The 18,877-nt window shown below is 33.2% G+C and carries 19 protein-coding genes; 8 read left to right on the forward strand and 11 right to left on the reverse strand.

Going from position 1 to position 18,877, the window contains the following annotated elements; all coding sequences use genetic code 11:
- Positions 1-10 precede the first annotated feature (10 nt).
- Both ACEN2N_RS04400 and ACEN2N_RS04405 read left to right on the forward strand, forming a co-directional pair.
- Positions 11-628 carry a DUF6134 family protein gene (locus ACEN2N_RS04400; protein ID WP_441823189.1) on the forward strand — a complete coding sequence of 206 codons (618 nt, stop codon included), beginning with the start codon at positions 11-13 and terminating at the stop codon, positions 626-628.
- A 30-nt stretch (positions 629-658) separates the two neighbouring features.
- Positions 659-1,426 carry a patatin-like phospholipase family protein gene (locus ACEN2N_RS04405; RefSeq protein ID WP_441823190.1) on the forward strand — a complete coding sequence of 256 codons (768 nt, stop codon included), beginning with the start codon at positions 659-661 and terminating at the stop codon, positions 1,424-1,426.
- Positions 1,427-1,437: 11 nt separating this feature from the next.
- On the opposite strand, the gene ACEN2N_RS04410 is transcribed toward ACEN2N_RS04405, so the two are convergent.
- The 6 genes from ACEN2N_RS04410 to ACEN2N_RS04435 form a co-directional block, all read right to left on the reverse strand.
- Positions 1,438-2,049 (reverse strand): DEAD/DEAH box helicase, encoded by a 612-nt coding sequence (locus ACEN2N_RS04410; RefSeq protein WP_441823191.1) that lies wholly within the window; start codon positions 2,047-2,049, stop codon positions 1,438-1,440.
- 122 nt (positions 2,050-2,171) lie between these two features.
- Entirely contained in the window at positions 2,172-3,071 is a 900-nt protein-coding gene (locus ACEN2N_RS04415; RefSeq protein ID WP_441823192.1) for an EamA family transporter, read from the reverse strand.
- 140 nt (positions 3,072-3,211) lie between these two features.
- Entirely contained in the window at positions 3,212-4,369 is a 1,158-nt protein-coding gene (locus tag ACEN2N_RS04420; RefSeq protein ID WP_441823193.1) for an iron-containing alcohol dehydrogenase, read from the reverse strand.
- Positions 4,370-4,416: 47 nt separating this feature from the next.
- Positions 4,417-5,049 (reverse strand): NAD(P)H-dependent oxidoreductase, encoded by a 633-nt coding sequence (locus tag ACEN2N_RS04425; protein ID WP_441823194.1) that lies wholly within the window; start codon positions 5,047-5,049, stop codon positions 4,417-4,419.
- Between the two features lie 16 nt (positions 5,050-5,065).
- Complete coding sequence (locus ACEN2N_RS04430) at positions 5,066-5,731, reverse strand: nucleoside-diphosphate sugar epimerase (protein ID WP_441823195.1); 666 nt, start codon at positions 5,729-5,731, stop codon at positions 5,066-5,068.
- A 1-nt stretch (position 5,732) separates the two neighbouring features.
- On the reverse strand, positions 5,733-6,317 hold the full coding sequence (locus tag ACEN2N_RS04435; RefSeq protein ID WP_441823196.1) for a TetR/AcrR family transcriptional regulator: 585 nt from the start codon (positions 6,315-6,317) through the stop codon (positions 5,733-5,735).
- Between the two features lie 247 nt (positions 6,318-6,564).
- Between ACEN2N_RS04435 and ACEN2N_RS04440 the strand changes: the two genes are divergently transcribed.
- Positions 6,565-7,767: a patatin-like phospholipase family protein gene (locus ACEN2N_RS04440; protein WP_441823197.1), complete on the forward strand. Its 1,203-nt coding sequence runs from the start codon at positions 6,565-6,567 to the stop codon at positions 7,765-7,767.
- A gap of 182 nt (positions 7,768-7,949) precedes the next feature.
- Here the strand turns inward: ACEN2N_RS04440 and ACEN2N_RS04445 are convergent, their stop codons facing one another.
- The gene (locus ACEN2N_RS04445; RefSeq protein WP_441823198.1) at positions 7,950-8,105 is read right to left on the reverse strand and encodes a hypothetical protein; all 156 of its coding nucleotides are present in this window, start codon (positions 8,103-8,105) and stop codon (positions 7,950-7,952) included.
- Between ACEN2N_RS04445 and ACEN2N_RS04450 the strand changes: the two genes are divergently transcribed.
- The 3 genes from ACEN2N_RS04450 to ACEN2N_RS04460 all read left to right on the forward strand — a co-directional run bounded on the left by ACEN2N_RS04450 (position 8,100) and on the right by ACEN2N_RS04460 (position 11,457).
- Positions 8,100-8,645 (forward strand): hypothetical protein, encoded by a 546-nt coding sequence (locus tag ACEN2N_RS04450; protein WP_441823199.1) that lies wholly within the window; start codon positions 8,100-8,102, stop codon positions 8,643-8,645. The genes ACEN2N_RS04445 and ACEN2N_RS04450 overlap by 6 nt on opposite strands.
- A gap of 391 nt (positions 8,646-9,036) precedes the next feature.
- On the forward strand, positions 9,037-9,981 hold the full coding sequence (locus ACEN2N_RS04455; protein ID WP_441823200.1) for a fatty acid desaturase family protein: 945 nt from the start codon (positions 9,037-9,039) through the stop codon (positions 9,979-9,981).
- A gap of 150 nt (positions 9,982-10,131) precedes the next feature.
- Complete coding sequence (locus ACEN2N_RS04460) at positions 10,132-11,457, forward strand: DEAD/DEAH box helicase (protein ID WP_441823201.1); 1,326 nt, start codon at positions 10,132-10,134, stop codon at positions 11,455-11,457.
- A gap of 272 nt (positions 11,458-11,729) precedes the next feature.
- Here the strand turns inward: ACEN2N_RS04460 and ACEN2N_RS04465 are convergent, their stop codons facing one another.
- From ACEN2N_RS04465 to ACEN2N_RS04480, 4 genes are all read right to left on the reverse strand, one after another.
- A complete protein-coding gene (locus tag ACEN2N_RS04465; protein WP_282049856.1) occupies positions 11,730-12,128 on the reverse strand; it encodes a response regulator in 399 nt (132 codons plus the stop codon).
- A 10-nt stretch (positions 12,129-12,138) separates the two neighbouring features.
- Entirely contained in the window at positions 12,139-14,775 is a 2,637-nt protein-coding gene (locus ACEN2N_RS04470; RefSeq protein ID WP_441823202.1) for an ATP-binding protein, read from the reverse strand.
- Positions 14,776-15,094: 319 nt separating this feature from the next.
- Positions 15,095-15,955, reverse strand: coding sequence for a sigma-70 family RNA polymerase sigma factor (locus ACEN2N_RS04475; protein WP_441823203.1), 861 nt, complete (start codon positions 15,953-15,955; stop codon positions 15,095-15,097).
- Positions 15,956-16,371: 416 nt separating this feature from the next.
- A complete protein-coding gene (locus tag ACEN2N_RS04480) occupies positions 16,372-17,214 on the reverse strand; it encodes a helix-turn-helix domain-containing protein (RefSeq protein ID WP_441823204.1) in 843 nt (280 codons plus the stop codon).
- A 226-nt stretch (positions 17,215-17,440) separates the two neighbouring features.
- Here ACEN2N_RS04480 and hxlB point away from each other — a divergent pair, with 226 nt between their 5' ends.
- Complete coding sequence (gene hxlB, locus ACEN2N_RS04485) at positions 17,441-18,025, forward strand: 6-phospho-3-hexuloisomerase (protein WP_441823205.1); 585 nt, start codon at positions 17,441-17,443, stop codon at positions 18,023-18,025.
- A 50-nt stretch (positions 18,026-18,075) separates the two neighbouring features.
- Positions 18,076-18,705, forward strand: coding sequence for a 3-hexulose-6-phosphate synthase (gene hxlA, locus ACEN2N_RS04490; protein ID WP_441823206.1), 630 nt, complete (start codon positions 18,076-18,078; stop codon positions 18,703-18,705).
- The last annotated feature ends 172 nt before the right edge of the window (positions 18,706-18,877 follow it).

Raw genomic sequence — 18,877 nt, forward strand, 5'->3', positions numbered from 1 at the left:
ACATTTAAGGATGTCATCAATAAATCAATTCATTATAATAATTATACTTTTTTCTCTAGGTCCCGCTGGATCTAATTCCGAAGGAATAAACCATGTAAAAAACACCCTTTTATTTGATGTTTTAAATAATGATAAAGTGATTGGCAGTTTAAAAGCAACAAAAACGATTAGCGATTCTAAAGTTCATTATCAAAGCATAACTACTATAAACACAAGGGTTATCAAAGAAATAGATATAAATTATTTGTACAATGTCACCTATGAAAATAATAAGTTAAAAAGGGCGAACGTACGTATTAATGTTAATGATAAACCCTATGTAGACATTCTTACGAATTGGGAAATATATTATTACCAAATATCTAAGAATAATATAAACGAATTGGTGGTAGAAGAGGATATTAACTACGCCACTATATTACTTTATTTTGATGAGCCTATACATATTGAAAGATGCTATTCTGAACAAGATGGAAGTTTCAATTCTATTATTCCTTTAGGAAATCACACCTACAAAAAAATAAATGCCAAAAATCATGAGAACATATACCACTATAAAAACGGCTTTTTAAAGAAAGCTGAAATAGATGGCGGATTAGTAAAATTCGACATTGTTGCCCAAAAATGATTATTTTAAAGTGCAATAAGAACATTGATAATGATACATACCGGACTAGTACTATCAGGCGGAGGAATTAGGGGAATAGCTCATATCGGGGTTATTAAAGCTTTGGAAGAGTATGGTATTTACCCTACCCATATATCTGGTACAAGCGCTGGTGCAATTGTTGGAGCGTTATATGCAGGCGGTGTTAAATGGAAAGAAATTTTAGAGTTTTTTAAAATAATTCCGATTTTTCATGCCAATAAATATGCCTTTAATAAACCTGGTTTTTTAGATACTGAGAAATATTTTGATGAATTTAAAAAGTTCTTTCCAGATGACACATTCGAATCACTGCCGAAAGCGCTTTTTATTACTGCTACCGATATCATTAAAGGAGAATTAAAGATTTTTGATAAAGGAGAATTAATTAAACCGATACTTGCATCGGCAACTTTTCCTGGTGTTTTTTCACCTGTTGATATTAATGGATCTTTTTATGTGGATGGTGGTGTATTAAACAATTTTCCTATCGAGCCCTTAAAACCTTCATGCGACAAAATTATCGGCAGTTACGTAAACGCACTAAAGGCTATTAAAATAAATGACTTAAAGCATTCGTATAATGTATTGGACAGAGCCTACAAAATAAAATCTGCTTCTGAATCTATTGCAAAATTTTCAGATTGTGAATTCGTAATTTCACCTGAAGAGCTTAGCGAATATGCAACATTCGACATGCGATCTATTGATGCTATTTTTGATATTGGCTATAATAGCACTATTGATGCTTTACAAAAACAGGGGTATTCAATGCAATGAGAAAGCTTATTTTATAACTTCACATGACTAGCACGTTCCATAAAATAATCTTCAAATCGTTCTAATTTAGGATGCATTTTTTCTGAATATATCACGTACTGACATTTCATAATACTCTGGGCAACAGTAATCATCGCCGTATAGTCAGATTTCTGAATCAAGAAATCACCATCGTCAATACTGCAAATCTTTAATTGTGAAGTACTTACACCATTTAATAAAAACAATTTGTGTAGAGTAGTAGGTGTTGTAATCAATATATCTATGCCTTCAAATATTTCTGATTTTTGAATGTCTATATGCAACTCTTTATAACTTGCATAAACTCTCAATGAACAGTATTTGGTATACCTTAAAAATTCATCATAGAGCTCAAGTACTTTTTCTTTGTTCTCAACCACAACGACCGCTCTAGGAGCATTGCCCTCTGCCTTACATTTTAATTTTTGTAAAGTTGTCAAAATCAAAGTCGTTGATTTACCACTGCCTATTGGTGCCGTACAATATACGTTTGCACCACTTTTAATAATTGGAATACTTTTCTTCTGAAATGCTGTTGGCTCTTCAATAGAAAATTCTTCTAAAGTTTCAAGTATGTAAGGGTTCAGTTTTTTAAATGACATATGATGGTTTATAAAATTCTACATTTTTTAAGAATATATAATTCTGCAAAGATACAGCCTACTAACGGGCTGACCCTATTATCGTACTCGAATTTCTTATAACAAGAAAGCAACATGATGTCTCATGAATAGAGTATAAGAAAGACACCAAGCATAATACCTGCTAGCGGTACAAGCTTTTTACGCTTGTTCTGTTCTTTAAAGATAAAACCACCAACGACCACAGCTATCAATATTTGGCTTCGTTTTATTGCCGATAGTAGCATAATCAATGCATCTGGGTCTTGCAGCGCTTTAAAGTAGAAATAGTCTGCCGTTTGTAATAATAAACCCACCATTGGTATCGTCCAACGCCATTTGAAAGTGCCTTTTAAATTGGGGTTAGTAGCTCGAGTTATTAAAACGACTATAGCGATAATTAACATGGTATAGGTACAGAACCAAAACTGTAGGGTAGGAGGATTCAACGCTAAACTTTGAATCAAGAACTTATCGTACAAGCCACTTGATGCACCTAGAAAAGTGGCACCTATAGTGGCATATATCCATTTATTGTTTTTAAAGTTTATACCTTCTTTTTTTCCGATTTTAGAATATAGAAAAACTGAAAATATAATTAAGAAAAAGCCAATCCACTGCAAGAAATTAGGTCGTTCTTGATAAATTAAAATAGCACCAATAAAAGTGAAAAACGGACCAGCTGAACGTATTGGTGTAACAATAGTAATGGGTAAATGCTTCAACGCTTGATATGCCAATACCCAGGATGACGCCATAATCATAGATTTGATGATAATGAAGCCGTGTGTCTTCAATGAAATATCTGTCACTAATAATCCTATTGCTTCTAATTCTTCAGGATAATATTTTGAACCCAAAAACAATGGTAAGAATAATAAGAAACCTGTTATTAAGGTACCCAGTAGTACAGAAAAAGCATCATTGCCTTGTACCGCATGTTTCTTACATAAGTTGTGTAATCCTAAAAAAAGCGCCGCTAAAAGTCCGAGGTACATCCACATAATGCGCGCGAAGATATTGGTTTTTGGTTATTCTGCCTTCCACAATAGAAATTCATATGCTATTTGTAATTGACAAATCCTGAAATGAAAAAAGGGCTGTCTAAAATAAGACAGCCCTTTTAAAAAATAATCTATTTAGCTTAATAAGCCATTTTCACAATCTTCTGCGCGTCTTCTGGCATTAAAGCTTGACGTTCACCTAATTTCCATCCGCGTTCTGTAAAACGTTTAGCGATTTCTTCGGCCGTACCTTCATAATCTTTGGTATAATCAGACAACTTAGTGTCAATACCTAATTCGTGAAAGAATGCTTCAGTTTTTTCTATTGCAGCGTAAGCCTTATCGTCGATGCTACCTTCGGTAATATTCCAAACACGTTCACCGTATTGCGCTAATTTTTCTTTCTTAGCTTCGAAATTATACTTATAGTGACTTGGTGCGATTACTGCTAACGTACGTGCGTGATCAATACCGAATAATGCAGTTAACTCATGACCCATCATATGTACGGCCCAATCACCAGGAACTCCCTTTTGAATTAATCCGTTCAAGGCCATTGTACAGCTCCACATAAAATCTGCTGCGGGTGTATAGTCGGTCGGATCTTTCAAAACTTTTGGTGCTACTTCAACTAAAGTCTGTAAGATACTTTCTGCAAATCTATCTTGTAATGATGCGCCTATCGGGTATGTCATGTATTGTTCAAGCACATGCGTAAAAGCATCTGTAATTCCGTTCGCCAATTGACGCTCTGGTATAGATGAAATCACTTGTGGGTCTAGAATTGAAAACTCAGGGAACAATCCTGGTCCGCCCATGGCTAGTTTCTCTCTGGTTTCCGCTCTTGTAATAACCGCACCTGAATTCATTTCTGAACCTGTTGCCGGTAAAGTTAAAACGGTACCAAAAGGCATCCCTTTTTGTGTTCTTATGGTTTTGGTTAAAATATCCCAAGGGGTATCTCCCTCATAAACCGCTGCGGCTGACAAGAATTTTGTTCCGTCTATTACAGATCCACCACCAACAGCTAGTAAATATGTAATATTCTCATCTTTAATAATCTGCAATGCATCCATTAAAACAGCATATTCAGGGTTCGCCGGTATACCACCGAACTCAATAACATCAACATTTGCCAAGGCCTTTGTTACCTGCTCATAAATACCGTTCTTTTTAATGCTACCGCCACCGTATAACAGTAATACTTTAGCGTCTGCCGGTATTTCACTTTCTAATTTCGCTATAGTATCTTTTCCAAAAATAATTTTAGTCGGATTCTTAAATTCAAAATTGTTCATTCTCTTTCTTCTTTTTTATTTCTTATTGCAATTTTTTGACTGAGTACTTACTCAATTACAGTCACCATATCTTTCATTGGTTTTCTAACCTTTACCAAGTTTACCAACCAGTCTTCACTTTCATTTCTATACCCTAATGGTAAAAGAACCGCACTACGTAATCCTTTTTCACGTAAACCTAAAATTTTGTCTACAGCAGCCGGATCAAAACCTTCTATAGGTGTAGCATCTACTTCTTCAAACGCCGCAGCAGCAATGGATTGAGAAAATGCGATATAAGCTTGCTTTGTAGCATGATTGAAGTTTTCTTCAGCATCTTTCTTCGGGTAGGAATCTAACAACATTTTTCGGTAATTCTCCCATCCTTCGTTTTTAAAACTACGTATCTCATTGGTTAAATCGAACATGTAATTGATTCTATCTTCGGTGTAATTATCCCAAGCAGCGAAAACTAATAAATGAGAACAATCTGTAATCATAGACTGGTTCCAAGCTATTGGTCTAATCTGTTCTTTAATATCTTGATTCTTGACCACAATAACTTCAAAAGGCTGTAAACCACTAGAAGTAGGTGCCAGGCGGGCTGCCTCTAAAATACGTTCTACTTTGTCTTCTGCTACTTTTTTACCATTCATCGCCTTAGCGGCATATCTCCAATTTAATCTATCTAATAATTCCATTTTAATCTTTCTATGTTTAGTTACGTTTTGCTAATTGTTCTATATCGTTAGACATTATAATGACGTCGGTATTACTAGTTGTATTTGCTAAATTTAACATTGCCTGGGCAATGCTTTCTGCATTAATAATTTTATACTTTTTCAGCGGACCAATGAATAGCGGCTGTATGGCTTTAAAAACTGACAAGCCTATTTTTTCTAACGCCCTTTGTTCTTCTCTTTCACCACCAATTAAAGAAGGTCTTAAAATTGAAGTATTCGGTATGGCTTGGTCGACAACTGCCTGCTCCATTTCTCCTTTAGTTTTATTATAAAATACACTACTATTTTTATTTGCGCCCATTGCAGATACTACTAAATAAGTTGCGATACCATTTTCCTTAGCTAATTTTGCTGCTGCTACAGGTATACCATAATCAATCTTCTTATACATTGCCTTATCTGGAGTTTTTTTGGCTGTGGTGCCTATGCAACAATACACTTCGTCTGCCGTAAATTCATCTTTGAATTGTTCTAACTCCAAGAGATTACCAATGTACTGTTGCACTTTTCTTGGTAGCCCTTCTATTCTCGATCTAGAGAATAATTTAATCGTTTCGTACCTGTCATCAACTAGTAGTTTTTCTAATAAAAACCCACCTGTTAAACCCGATGCCCCTAATATAATTGCCGTCTTTTTCATCTTATTCGCATACCTTAATACTGCTCCAAGCTGCTTGATATGCTTGTTCTAATTCATCTTTATCCATTTTTACGGAACCACGAATTTGCGTAATCATTAGAAAAGAAAGCGGGTTAATTGCATATGCATACAGCATATAATCTGATAAAGGCTTTATAATGCCTTCTTTTTTACCACGCGCCCACAAATTGAGTAGGGGCTGTAGATGCTTAATGCCCTCTTGTCTGCTCTCTTCATCTATCATCGGGGTATTATCGCATTGCGCAAGAAACATGGCATTAGCGCTTTCTTTAAGTTTAAACTCCGCAATACGTTTCCAAATCACTTCAAAACCTTCTTCAACAGACATAGTCTCCTTATAAGTAGCAAATGCATAAGCCGTGTAGCTAGTCTTAATCTCAATATAGGTCTTGTTCACTAAATCTTGCTTATTCTCAAAATAGAGATATATAGTCGCGGGAGAAACACACGCCATTTTTGCAATCTTGCTCATAGGTGTGGCATGAAAACCGTCATTGTTTACCAACTCTATGGTGGCATTTATCAATGCGTTTCGTTTGTCTATACTTTTTTGAAGTGCTGCCATTTTTATTATATCAGAGCACAAAGATATAGAAAATGAACATTCATTCTTTTTTATTAACAGAACTTTAATCTGTAAGGTAGATATGCCAGTTAAAAAAACATAATATCCTTATATAATCTAAGAACATTCTACAAACATCGCATTTCTTATTTCTATAACTTTAAAGCATAGTATATAGGTAGTTCCCACGTCCTTTTCAATTATATATTGAATCGCTTAACTTGTTTTCACAAATAACTAGTACTTAATGTATAAAATTCTATCATTAGATGGCGGCGGAAGCTGGGCTATTATTCAACTACTTACCCTAAAAGATAGATATGGTAATATAGATGGTCACGAGATATTAAAAAAATTTGACCTTGTTATTGCCAATTCTGGCGGAAGTATTGTTTTAGCGGCTCTTGCAGAAAACTATACTATAGATATGGCAATCTCTCTTTTTAAAGAAAAGCAAAATAGAGAGCAAATTTTTCATAAAAACTCCTTTAAAGATCGTTATTTTCCTGTGGATTATTTGGGACTTTTCAATGCCGGATTTGAACCAAAATATAGCACCACCAAAAAAAAGGAAGCTTTTGAAAACCTATTTCCTGAAATTGATAAAATTCAGATGGATGAGCTTCCAACTCTTATTGGCAAAGAATCACTAAAAATAGTGGTTGCTACGTATGATGCCTTAAATAACCGAGCTAAATTCTTTAAGTCTTTCTCAACAAATCCTGAATCGTATGATTCTGTTAGATTAACACAAGCTATCAACGGATCATCTAACGCGCCTGTTCAATATTTCGATTTTCCAGCACGGTTTAAAGCGAAAAAAAGTGAAATATATTATGAGTTATGGGATGGCGCCTCGGGCGGATTCAATAATCCCATTTTAGCCGGAATCATTGAAGCTTATAAGCTCGGTGTAGATTTAAAAACCATTCAAATTATATCTCTTGGCACAAGTAATTCATTAATGTCGTCAGATGCAAAACAAAACTTTTGGGATTGGAAACAGGTCGCACTAATCTTTAGAAGAAAGAAATTTGCTTTCTCTAAATGGAAACCACAATTCAATTTCTTTAAAGAAACGGTTTTACACCAAGCTAAAACTATTTTATACCAACCGCCAGATACTGCCAACTATATTGCCATGATGTTTTTACAGGCGGCTACCGGCAAATTACTTAATGAGCAAATAATACGCTTATCGCCATTAATTCATTATGACGAACTAACTGATGAATCAATAATATCACTAGTTCAAGAGTTGTACAAGTTAGATATGGACCTCACTAAAGATGAAGAAATTGATACATTGATTAAATGTTTTGATGCCTGGAAAAGCGGGAAGTTGTACAATCAGCCTATAGAGTTTAAAGTGGAGCGTAATAATGATTTATCGCTAATTAAAGGGGATAGGTGGTACCAAGATGGTATGAACAGGTGGAGGAGCTGGTAAAAAATATAAAATCAATTTATTTTTATTCTACCAATTGTGATTATAATTTTTTAGTGTTGAATTTAATAAAAGTTGCATATTATTTTTAAACCATAACATGAATAACTAAATTATTTAAAACTAATCACCTTTAATTTTATAAAGAACACTATTAAAAAAACAAGCAAATTTTTAGGGTTAGGTTACACATTTGGTGCACTACTTTTTACATCATGTACAGATGATAAATTAGAATATGATGTAGTAGAGATATAAGAGGTAAAGACCTTAGAAATGGCATTAAAAGTACCGACCAGTACATCAATTATATAAATGACCTTGGCGTTACCACGTTGCAAACTGAAAAATCTAGCAATACCGAGAAAGGTCGGTATAACATTACATTAAAATATTTATTGCCACCAACGCCAGTTCACGAAATGGGCCAAGTTTTATGCGTTGGTACTCTTTGGAATACAGCTCCTTTCGGATTTGATAGAACCCTAAGAGCAGGTCCTGATAGCAACCCATACTTTACAGGTAAAAAAGCCAATGTATTTTGGAATGCAGAAGGCGGAACTAATGAATTACCTGTAGAAAACTTTGGTGGTCCAGGTACCGCTTTAGGTCATTGGAGAGAAGCAACTTTAAATAATGAATTAATGACTGGGTTCTTAAATCTAGGAGAAAATCCTTTAAGTAGAATAACTGCTGGATCTATGAGAGACCTTGGTTACGGTTCTGCTTCTGTTGGAGAATCTTATGATTTACCACGTGGTACAAAAGGTGTTGACCTTAGCGATTTAGGCGATGAAGGTACTGCTGAAAATCCTGGATTAAATATTGCTAAAATGGAAGAATTAGTTCCTTTAAGAGGTTTTGTAAACGTTAAAAAATAATTGATTTAAACTGAATTACCTTTAAAGCTTGTATTAGAAAGTTATTCTAATACAAGCTTTTTTTATTCTATAGAAACAGCATTTATAAAATAGTAAAACGTTTTATCTTCAAATTTATATTCAACCCTATTTTTATTTAGCTTACCTTACAACCAATTGTATATTACAGATATTCAAATAGTTAAAGTGAACCGTTGTTTCTTTAGTTTAAAAAATATGCTGTTTTGAAGTTTTACATCCCCCTAAAAAAAATAGCATCGCAAATCCAAAATTTTCAAGAGACAAAAACCCAGACTTTTCAAAGACACTAAGAAAAAGGGTAAACGCCTATTTTAAAACAACTAAAAAAAGTAGAAATGCCAATGCAACCATGGTTATTAAAACCATAATTATGTTGGCTTTATTTTTTGTGCCGTTAATACTTCTTTCATCGGGTATAATTACCCATGTACCCGTTCTTTTTTTACTATACATTTTAAGTGGTTTAGGAATGGCAGGTATTGGTATGGGTGTTATGCATGATGCTATTCATGGATCATATTCCAAAAACAAAAAAATAAATACACTTTTAGGATATTCATTTAATCTAATAGGAGCTAATGCAACTATATGGAAAATACAGCACAATGTGCTGCACCATACTTTTACCAATATAGATCATGCAGATGATGATCTAAATGCTCCATTTTTTTTAAGGTTCTCACCCAATGCAAAACATTATTGGGTACACCAGTACCAACATATCTATATCTGGTTTTTTTACGGTATTTCAACACTTTCATGGATTACGACAAAAGATTTTGTGCGTCTAAAACGCTTTCGCGACATGGGCTTTTTTGATAAGAAACTTGAATATGAAAAAACATTGGTAAGTATGGCTGCTTGGAAGCTTTTATACTACTCGTACGCCCTTATTCTTCCTATGATCATGCTGCCATTTGCATGGTGGGTAATTTTATTAGCATTTCTATCTATGCATTTTGTTACAGGTATGCTGGTAAGTATTGTTTTTCAGATTGCACATATTATGCCAGTAAACGATTTTCCTTTGCCAGATGAAAAAGGAATGATGAAAGATGATTGGTATGGGCATCAATTTGCAACAACAAGTAATTTTTCTCCTAACAGTAATATCTTATTTTGGATGATTAGCGGACTCAATTATCAGGTAGAGCACCATGTATTACCAGATGTTTGCCATGTACACTATAAAGATCTCGCTAAAATTGTATCGGAAACCGCACTTGAATTCGGTATGCCTTATAATGTCAAAAAATCTATTGGACATGCCATTTGGGACCATACTAAAATGCTACGCATTTTAGGCGAAAAGTAGACCCTTCTTAAAACCTTACCTACATAGAATTATTCAGGAACTTAAGTTATTGTTGATAATAATTGGAACCGTAAATTTTAAATACCGCTTATAATAGCAATAGATAGCATTACCGATAAAAGTGTCATTATCTTTGCACAAAAATATTTCATGTCAAAGCAGTTTTCAGATTTAGGAATTAATGAACACTTACAGCAGAGTCTTGCCAGTTTAAAAATTACTGTTCCAACAGATATTCAGCAAAAATGCATTCCTGTTATTCTAAATCAGAAAGATGACCTTGTTGCTTTGGCAAAAACAGGAACCGGTAAAACAGCAGCTTTTGGCTTGCCGTTACTGCAACTGATCAATACTAAAAGTACAGCGGTACAAGCTGTGATTTTGGCACCTACTAGGGAGTTAGCACAACAGATATTTGCAAATTTAGAGACGTTTGCCATCAATAGCCCCGCAATAGCTATTGCAGGTTTATTTGGTGGTATTCCCATTAAACCTCAAATAGAACACTTAAAATCAACTACCCACATTGTTATTGCTACACCAGGTAGATTGGTTGATTTGGTAAAACGCGAGGCTATAGATATTAAGAATTTAAAGTACTTGGTTTTAGATGAAGCCGATGAAATGGTAACTGCCTTAAAAGAGGATTTGGATACTATAATTGAAGGCATACCAAAATCTAGACGTACTTTTTTGTTTACGGCCACAATGTCCGGAGCCATTAAACAGCTAGTTCAAAATTATATGTCCAAACATGTTGTTCATGTTGAGGCAGATATGTCTACACTTGGTCACCAAGGTATTGATCATAAATATGTCGTTGTAGAGCCTATTGAAAAACTAGACGTACTCATGCATTTCTTAAATACAAAAGATGGTCAGCGTGGCATCATTTTCTGTAAAACGAAAGCGGCAGTTAATAAGTTGGCAAAAAACTTAGCTATTAACAAGTTTTCTTCGGGTGCATTGCATGGTAGTCTGTCTCAAGGTATACGTGATCGTATAATGGGTCAGTTTAGAGAGGGGCATATCGATATATTGGTGGCAACCGATTTAGCTGCACGTGGTATCGATGTAAAAGAACTTGGTTACGTAGTTAATTATCATTTACCTGATACTTTTGATGCCTATGTTCACAGAAGTGGAAGAACAGCAAGAGCAGGGGCGAAGGGACTTTCATTAACCATTTTACAAAAAGAGGAAGCTGCCGAAGTATTTGATTTTGAAAAAGAATTAGGTATTTCTTTTTCAAAATACCAAAAAGCAGATGCACGGAGTATTGAAGAAAATAATACGCTACTTTGGGCTAAAAAAATCTTTAAGACCAAGCCTAATCGCGAAGTATCTGAGGAATTCAAATCTAAAGTAAAAACCATTTTTCATCATTTGACTAAAGAAGAATTGGTAGAGAAAATATTGGCGAATTATATTTCTAAAACTGCAACCACAAATTCAAAATCTGGGGATTCTAAATGATATTGATATCTAAGTTTTGAAGCAGCCGATAGTGCTGTAATTCTTCTAATCTAATCTTTTATTTGTAGTGACCAACTTTTGGCTGCTTGGTTGAATTCATAATTAGATAGTTTTGAAGGTCAATGTAGTTTTTTTAAAAGCTTATATAATGGCTATACTACCGTAAATATGAGTTTATAGTTACTTTTTTATAGAGGTCTCATCTAAATTACTCACAAGAAGTCTGTAAAACTTATAGTGTAAATAGCTTCTCGTTAATCGAGAAATACCTATTATTTTTTTTGAAATAATATATCCAACACCTTAGTTAATTTCTCTTTACTGAGAGGTTTTGACAAATAATCTATTACATGTTGGTCATTACTAGCTGCTTCCATATCTGCATTACTTATGGAGCTGCTTAGCATTACAATAGCACAATTTGCTTTTTTGTCGACTGTAAATTTTGAAAATTCAATTAAAAATTCAAACCCATCCATAATGGGCATTTTAATGTCTAAAAATATAAGTTCAGGGAAATTACCGGCTTTAGCTTTCAAATAATCTAAAGCCTCTATTGCTGAAGATTTTACAGTGATGGTCTCTGCAATATTTTCTTTTTCTGTTACAATTTTTGAAACGTAATTATCTATAGAATTATCATCGACTAGCATTATCTCCTTTAACTTCATAGCAAATTTTTTATAATAAGGAATTGGGTAATTTGATACTGAATTTAGTTCCTTTTTCCAATTCAGATGTTACATGTATAGAGCCTTTTAGTTTCTCTATTGTTTCTTTTACGATATATAGTCCCATTCCAGAGCCTGTAGATAACGTAGTAGCTCTATGAAACATATCAAATATTTTATCAATATACTCTTGTTCGATTCCTATACCGTTATCTTCAATATCGATTATAACTTTTTTATCATCTACATCAATTAAGATATTAATAAAATGATTTGTTTTGTTCTTGTCATGATATTTAAAGGCATTCGATATTAAATTGTTCAATATTATTGATATACGTTTTGGGTCAGAAAGGAAATCTACATTTTGCTTTATTACCAACGAAAGTTTTGGCTTGTAATTGAGGTCCATGTACTTTAAGTCTTCCCAACTAGATTTTATGAGCGCTTCAAAATTAATTTTTTCATATGTTAACTCTGTTCTTGTATTTAATGAATAATCTAAAATATCAGCTATGAACTTATCCATTTTATCTATGGTTTGAGTCATTAACTTAATAGGTTCTTTATCCACTTTACCAGAAGTATCTATTTGCATTTCAAGAACTTGAATTAAACCTTGTAATGAAGTTAATGGAGATCTTAAATCGTGAGATGCGCTATACACAAAACGATCTAGTTCAGTATTGATTTTAAGTAACTCTTCGTTGCTTTGAGTTAATTCGTCACTTATGAATTTATCTTTGGTAATATCTTGTATAGTGCCTTTTAATATCACATTACTGTTTTCATCTTTTACTACTTCACCAACCTCCTGAATATATTTTTGGCTAACCTCACTTGATTTAATATAGTACCCGATAGTGTATCCGGTTTCATTTTTAATTGCATTTGATACCAATTCATTAATAGCATCTTCATCTTCAAGAATACATTTTGATTTATAACTTTCATATAAATCTTGAGATGAATTTTTGTCCAATTCAAAAATTTGATAAATTTCATCTGAGATAAAGATTTCCTTGGTAACGGGGTTATATTCCCAATTCCCAAGTTTAGCCATTCTTTGGGCTTCTTTTAATTTTAAATTTGTACGTTCTAACTTCTCTTCAGCAATTTTAAGTTGCGTTATGCTGTTATGTGATATAACCAGTTTATCCGATTCAGTACCAAAGGGTTCTACATGCATTGTAAACCAACGTTTTTCATCTTTGTAATGACAAGGGTATTCTATTTCAAAATGGCGTGTCTCTTGGTTAAGAACAGACTTTAGTCCATCCAATATATTTTGTGATAAAACGTCTCCTTCAGATATCGCATGTTTACATACTTCTATATAATTGCTACCCACAGAGGTATTTTCAAAATTGTAGCCTCCATTGTTTACAGAATAATCATTCCAAGCTTTATTCACGGCCAAAACCTCGCCAGTTTTATCAATTACAGCAATATGAGCCGTTAACGATGATAGAATACCTTTGTTAAAGGCTTCACTTTCAACCAAGGCTTTTTCTATTTCTTTTTTCTCTGTAATATCTGTAAAATAAATGGTTAACCCATCAGAGGTAGGATATATTCTATTCTCAAACCATTTACCATATGAAGAAAAGTATTCTACTGAAATATGCGCTTTTTGAGATTTAAAGGCGTTTAAGCAAGCATTATAAAATGGAAGGCTGACTACATCAGGAAATTCGGTCCATATATGTTTACCCATCAAACTTTCAGGGGTTCTACCTACAAATTTACCTGCTTGCTGATTAACATAGGTATAACACCAATTTGAATCTAAAGTAGTGATACCATCAGAAATACTGGTTAAGGTTTTCTCATACTGAGCACTAATCTTTTTTTCACTAATTTTCTTTTCAACCTTAAGGTCAAGATATTTTTTTTTGTAATTTAAAATTGAAAGAACTTCGCGGTTTTGATTGGCTATAAATGAAGCAGTTTCGAATACTTTATCTACGTACTTTAAATAAATATACAGTATTAATGAAAAGATTATTGCAGATAATGTTTTTGCAATAAAATTACCTATTAAAGAAGCTGTGTATTTCGAAGTACCAACAAAAAGAACTGTATAGAATGTAAACGCATCAAAAATGAGAACTAACCAAAGTGATAAAAAAAGAATTAAAAAGTAATGTTCTTTATGAAACTTAGAAATCAAAAATTGATAAATACTAGTGAGTAAGATAAAATCAAAAAATAAAAGAAATGTTCCAATGAAAAATATTTTAAAATTTAAATTGGGGAATAAAGTGAAATTAATATCCTCAGTTCTATTGGCATTTCTTATAAAATAATCTTGAAGAGCTGAGATTTCAAACAAGCCTATAATAAATAAACTTGAAATAAGAATTGCAATAATGAGTGTTCTAGCACTTACGACACCCTCTTTTATATAAAGTAATAAAACGGCAAATAACATAGCACTAAACAATACAATAGATTGAGGAAATACTGGAAATTTTCCCAAAATTTTATATGGTTCTATATATTCAAGGTTAATTTGAAAATACTGAATGCCACCAAGTAATATATATAATGGAGCTAAACCTAATCTATTTCTTAAATTGAATAAAAGAAGGATACACGTAGAAACTATTATAAGTAGTATTAGAGTAGAGAGAAAAACATACATAAACCATCTTTTAACATCAATTTAAGAAATATTTCACCTACTAAAAATTATTTATTTAGTTAATATAACAGTTAAATTGTCTTACTCTAACGCTAAATGACGCCTAAATAGTATTGTCAGAAAAATATTACTATTTTAGATTTGAATAACCATGTATACAGCGGATACTGTTTCTTGGATTTAAAGTACATTTAATTATATAATTTCAAAAAAGAAAAGAACAAGTAAAGGGGATATTTAATAACATACTCAGTAAGATAACAAGCAAAAAGCCGACTTTTTATGTCGGCTTTTTTTTATAATATAAAAGGTAAGAGATTTACAAATATGCTTTCAACATTTCGTTTTGAGACTTGTTGCGTAATTTGCGTACAGCCTTTTCTCTTAGCTGTCTAACACGCTCTCTGGTTAAATCAAAAAGTTCTCCAATTTCACTTAAACTTTTAGGGTGACTTTCACCAATACCATAGTAAAGCTTAATTATTTCGCTTTCTCTACTCGGCAATGTACTTAGTGCTTGGTTAAGATCTGTTTTAAGTGAATCCATCGTCATACCTGCATCTGGCCTGTTGGTATCTTTAGAGCTTACTACATCATATAAATTCGATGATTCTCCTTCTTGAAAAGGTGCATCCATTGATAAATGTTTGCCCGAGTTTTTTAATGCAAGCTTTACCTGCGTACTACTCATATCCAATTCTCTAGCTATTTCAGTAGTACTTGGTGGTCTTTGCAAAGATTGTTCTAGAGTGGAGTATACCTTTTTTATTTTACTGATTTCACTAATTTTATTCAGAGGAATACGTACCATACGTGATTGCTCAGAGATTGATGATAATATAGATTGTCTTATCCACCAAACGGCATAAGAAATAAATTTAAAACCCCTTGTTTCATCAAAACGTTTTGCCGCTTTTACCAAACCAATATTTCCTTCGTTAATTAAATCTGAAAGTCGTAATCCGCTACCTTGATATTGTTTTGCCGTAGAAACTACAAAACGTAGGTTTGCGTTTACTAAGGTATTTAAAGCATTTTGATCTCCTTCGCGTATTCTTCTAGTTAGTTCCACTTCTTCATCTGCGGTAATCAAATCGATTTTTGATATTTCTTGAAAATACTTTTCTAATGATTTAGTGTCTCTGTTTGTAATTTGCTTAGTGATCTTCAGTTGCCTCATATATTGTCTTTGTTTTTATCGTTGTTATAATGTAAGTTATTTTTTGATGAAATCCTAATAAAACCAAGTATTTGCTGTAATTATTTTAATGAATTTTTAAAATCACTTCATTAAATATAATTATTCTTTAGAAATGGATGTGATTTTATTAAATCTTTAATTGATAGGCAGAGTATATATTACTTTACTTATAAACCCTTAAGATTTAGAGATATTGATAAAGTTTTAATTATATACTTGTCCTCATTACTTTATAGAAATAAGTGACATTTATTTTTGGCATAAAGGCGATTAAATCCTAATGATTAAAAACGAGTAATAATTGAGTCTTATTAATCAGCTATTAAGAGTTGAATCAAAAACAAGGTTATCGATTGAAAAGATATAACCTTGTATACAAATAATTCAGAAATACGTTAGCTATACAAGGTATTATCATGCGATATAACATGCTCTTTCGCCTTGCTCTGAAACTCTTGCGGAGTTTGTTCTGCATGCTGTTTGAAGAAACGACTGAAGTAGGAGTGGTCTTTAAAATCGAGATTATATGCAATTTCCTTTATCGTGCTCTCACTATGAATAATCTGTCTTTTGGCCTCTAAAATTAATCGGTCATGAATTAATTGTACTCCGGTTTTATCTAGCTTTTCTTTTAAAATCTGATTCAATCGTTTTGCGCTAATACTCAATTGCTCTGCATAGAACTTGGCATTACGTTCTTTCTTATAATTGTTTTCAAGCAAAAGCATGAACTCATAAACGCGCTTTTCATTAATGTCTTGAAGGGTAAAATGTTGTTCTTTTAAATGAATCAACTTTAATAGAAAGACTTTTAAAAGTGCTTTGACCATAATTAAGCTTACAGTCTCTTTATTGTAATCATCTTTCAATAGTTGTAAAACGGTTGCCAATCCTTTACTGGTTTCTTCATTAACCTGCAAACAAGAAAACTCACCTTGAATATTAAACATTCTAAAAACATCTAGCAAAAACTCTTTTAAATCGCCTTCTAACAATTCTTGTTTGAAAGAAATAAGCACTCCGTTTTTGCCTGCCTTATTCAATTGATGAACTCTGTGCGGCGGAATCAGATAGATCCAATCTCCTTTTAAGGTTTGAAAATCATGCTGTGGATCATGAAGTGCATCCTCATTAACCAACCAAACAATTTCATAGAAATCTCTTCTCGCAGGGTCATTTAAATAGGATGGAGGACAGTTACCTAAATCTTTAATGTATAAAACCTTATCACTCAGCATAATTCTATTTTTTCAACACTTTTATGGTCAATTTTAGAAAGCATAAATACAAGCTAAAACTTCATCATTTCCAAAATGTACCACAAAAATAGGAAATAACACCAATGATTTTTACGCTATGGGCAGATTGTACCACACATCTGTCAAATTGTATAAGTATTAGGCTAAGTACCATCATAACTTTGTACCTGAATTAGCACTGCAGTAAAAAAATCACAAAGTAATTATGGAAAATTTACTAAAAAATAAGGATACCCAATTGGTTGAAAGTGCAATGAATATCATTATAAATGAGCACATAAAACTAGTACACACCATAAATTATGATGAAGTAGCTGCACTGATTTCTATTATTAACAATGCCAAGCATATTTTTATAATGGGTGCCGGTAGAACAGGGTTGATGATGAAAGCTGCTGCGATGCGTTTAATGCATTTAGGTTATACGGTGCATGTAGTAGGAGAAACCACTTCACCAGCAATAGCAGAAGGAGACTTATTAATTGCAGGTTCTGGATCTGGTACAACTGGCGGAATTGTGAATGCTGCAAAAACCGCCAAAAAAGCTGGTGCAGATGTAGTTTGTATTACAACCAATAGTAGTTCTCCATTGGCTGAGTTATCAATACAAACAGTATTAATACCAGCTGCACAAAAGCAAGAACGTGACGAAAATGTTTCTCAACAATATGCAGGTAGCCTTTTTGAACAATCGTTGCTTTTGGTTTTAGATGCTTTAATACAAACGCTTTGGAATCTTGACGGTAGTTCTGCTTCTGAATTATGGGAGCGTCACGCGAATATGGAATAATTACAAATAGAAATACAGATATAAATTAAGAACATTTTAAATAACATATTATGGCAAAATTACAAGTAGCAATAGATTTATTGAATATTGATGACGCTATTGCATTAGCAACCAAAGTTGCTCCGTATATAGATATAATTGAGCTAGGTACACCGCTTATTAAAAGTGAAGGTTTAGCAGGTATTAGAAAGATGAAAGATGCTTTTCCTGATAAATTAGTACTGGCTGATTTTAAAACTGCAGATGCTGGTGAGCTAGAAGCTAACATGGCTTTCGGTGCTGGTGCAGATTATATTACAGTATTAGGTGCAACGGGCGATTCTACAATTGCAGGTGCAGTCAAGGCAGCAAAAGCACACGGTAAAGGTGTGGTTGTTGATACTATTGGCGTAAAAGATAGAGTAAAACGTGCTAAAGAAGCTATTGCTTTAGGTGCTGAGTTCGTAGAATTGCATGCTGGTCTAGATGAGCAAGCTGAAGACGGATACTCTATTCAAGTATTAATTGATGAAGCAAATAGAGCAGGAGTGGCAGTTTCAATTGCCGGTGGTGTTAATTTAAGCAGTATTACCGCGGTTAAAAACTCTGGAGTAACGGTTGCAGTAGCTGGTGCAGCTATCTATGGTGCAGAAGATCCTGCTAAAGCTGCCAAAGAATTACAAGCATTGGCAATGGCTTAAGTAGTAGAAGGCGATAGTTATACTTTTACAGCAACACAAATCCTCATTAATTTAATGGGGATTTGTTGTTTAAACTATTTAAGATATTGGTGACAGCCTAATTAATTTTTTTATTACAAAACATTTAAAGACCCAGATATAAATTCTATAGGTTAACACAAAAAATATCCTA

The organism is Maribacter spongiicola (genome assembly GCF_052119685.1).
Classification (GTDB): domain Bacteria; phylum Bacteroidota; class Bacteroidia; order Flavobacteriales; family Flavobacteriaceae; genus Maribacter; species Maribacter spongiicola_A.

Excerpts from the sequence above, each read along its gene's own strand:
- ACEN2N_RS04400 (WP_441823189.1), top strand. The coding sequence starts at position 11 with ATGTCATCAATAAATCAATTCATTATAATAATTATACTTTTTTCTCTA.
- ACEN2N_RS04405 (WP_441823190.1), top strand. The coding sequence starts at position 659 with ATGATACATACCGGACTAGTACTATCAGGCGGAGGAATTAGGGGAATA.
- ACEN2N_RS04410 (WP_441823191.1), bottom strand. The coding sequence starts at position 2,049 with ATGTCATTTAAAAAACTGAACCCTTACATACTTGAAACTTTAGAAGAA.
- ACEN2N_RS04415 (WP_441823192.1), bottom strand. The coding sequence starts at position 3,071 with ATGTGGATGTACCTCGGACTTTTAGCGGCGCTTTTTTTAGGATTACAC.
- ACEN2N_RS04420 (WP_441823193.1), bottom strand. The coding sequence starts at position 4,369 with ATGAACAATTTTGAATTTAAGAATCCGACTAAAATTATTTTTGGAAAA.
- ACEN2N_RS04425 (WP_441823194.1), bottom strand. The coding sequence starts at position 5,049 with ATGGAATTATTAGATAGATTAAATTGGAGATATGCCGCTAAGGCGATG.
- ACEN2N_RS04430 (WP_441823195.1), bottom strand. The coding sequence starts at position 5,731 with ATGAAAAAGACGGCAATTATATTAGGGGCATCGGGTTTAACAGGTGGG.
- ACEN2N_RS04435 (WP_441823196.1), bottom strand. The coding sequence starts at position 6,317 with ATGGCAGCACTTCAAAAAAGTATAGACAAACGAAACGCATTGATAAAT.
- ACEN2N_RS04440 (WP_441823197.1), top strand. The coding sequence starts at position 6,565 with ATGTATAAAATTCTATCATTAGATGGCGGCGGAAGCTGGGCTATTATT.
- ACEN2N_RS04455 (WP_441823200.1), top strand. The coding sequence starts at position 9,037 with ATGTTGGCTTTATTTTTTGTGCCGTTAATACTTCTTTCATCGGGTATA.
- ACEN2N_RS04460 (WP_441823201.1), top strand. The coding sequence starts at position 10,132 with ATGTCAAAGCAGTTTTCAGATTTAGGAATTAATGAACACTTACAGCAG.
- ACEN2N_RS04465 (WP_282049856.1), bottom strand. The coding sequence starts at position 12,128 with ATGAAGTTAAAGGAGATAATGCTAGTCGATGATAATTCTATAGATAAT.
- ACEN2N_RS04470 (WP_441823202.1), bottom strand. The coding sequence starts at position 14,775 with ATGTATGTTTTTCTCTCTACTCTAATACTACTTATAATAGTTTCTACG.
- ACEN2N_RS04475 (WP_441823203.1), bottom strand. The coding sequence starts at position 15,955 with ATGAGGCAACTGAAGATCACTAAGCAAATTACAAACAGAGACACTAAA.
- ACEN2N_RS04480 (WP_441823204.1), bottom strand. The coding sequence starts at position 17,214 with ATGCTGAGTGATAAGGTTTTATACATTAAAGATTTAGGTAACTGTCCT.
- hxlB (WP_441823205.1), top strand. The coding sequence starts at position 17,441 with ATGGAAAATTTACTAAAAAATAAGGATACCCAATTGGTTGAAAGTGCA.
- hxlA (WP_441823206.1), top strand. The coding sequence starts at position 18,076 with ATGGCAAAATTACAAGTAGCAATAGATTTATTGAATATTGATGACGCT.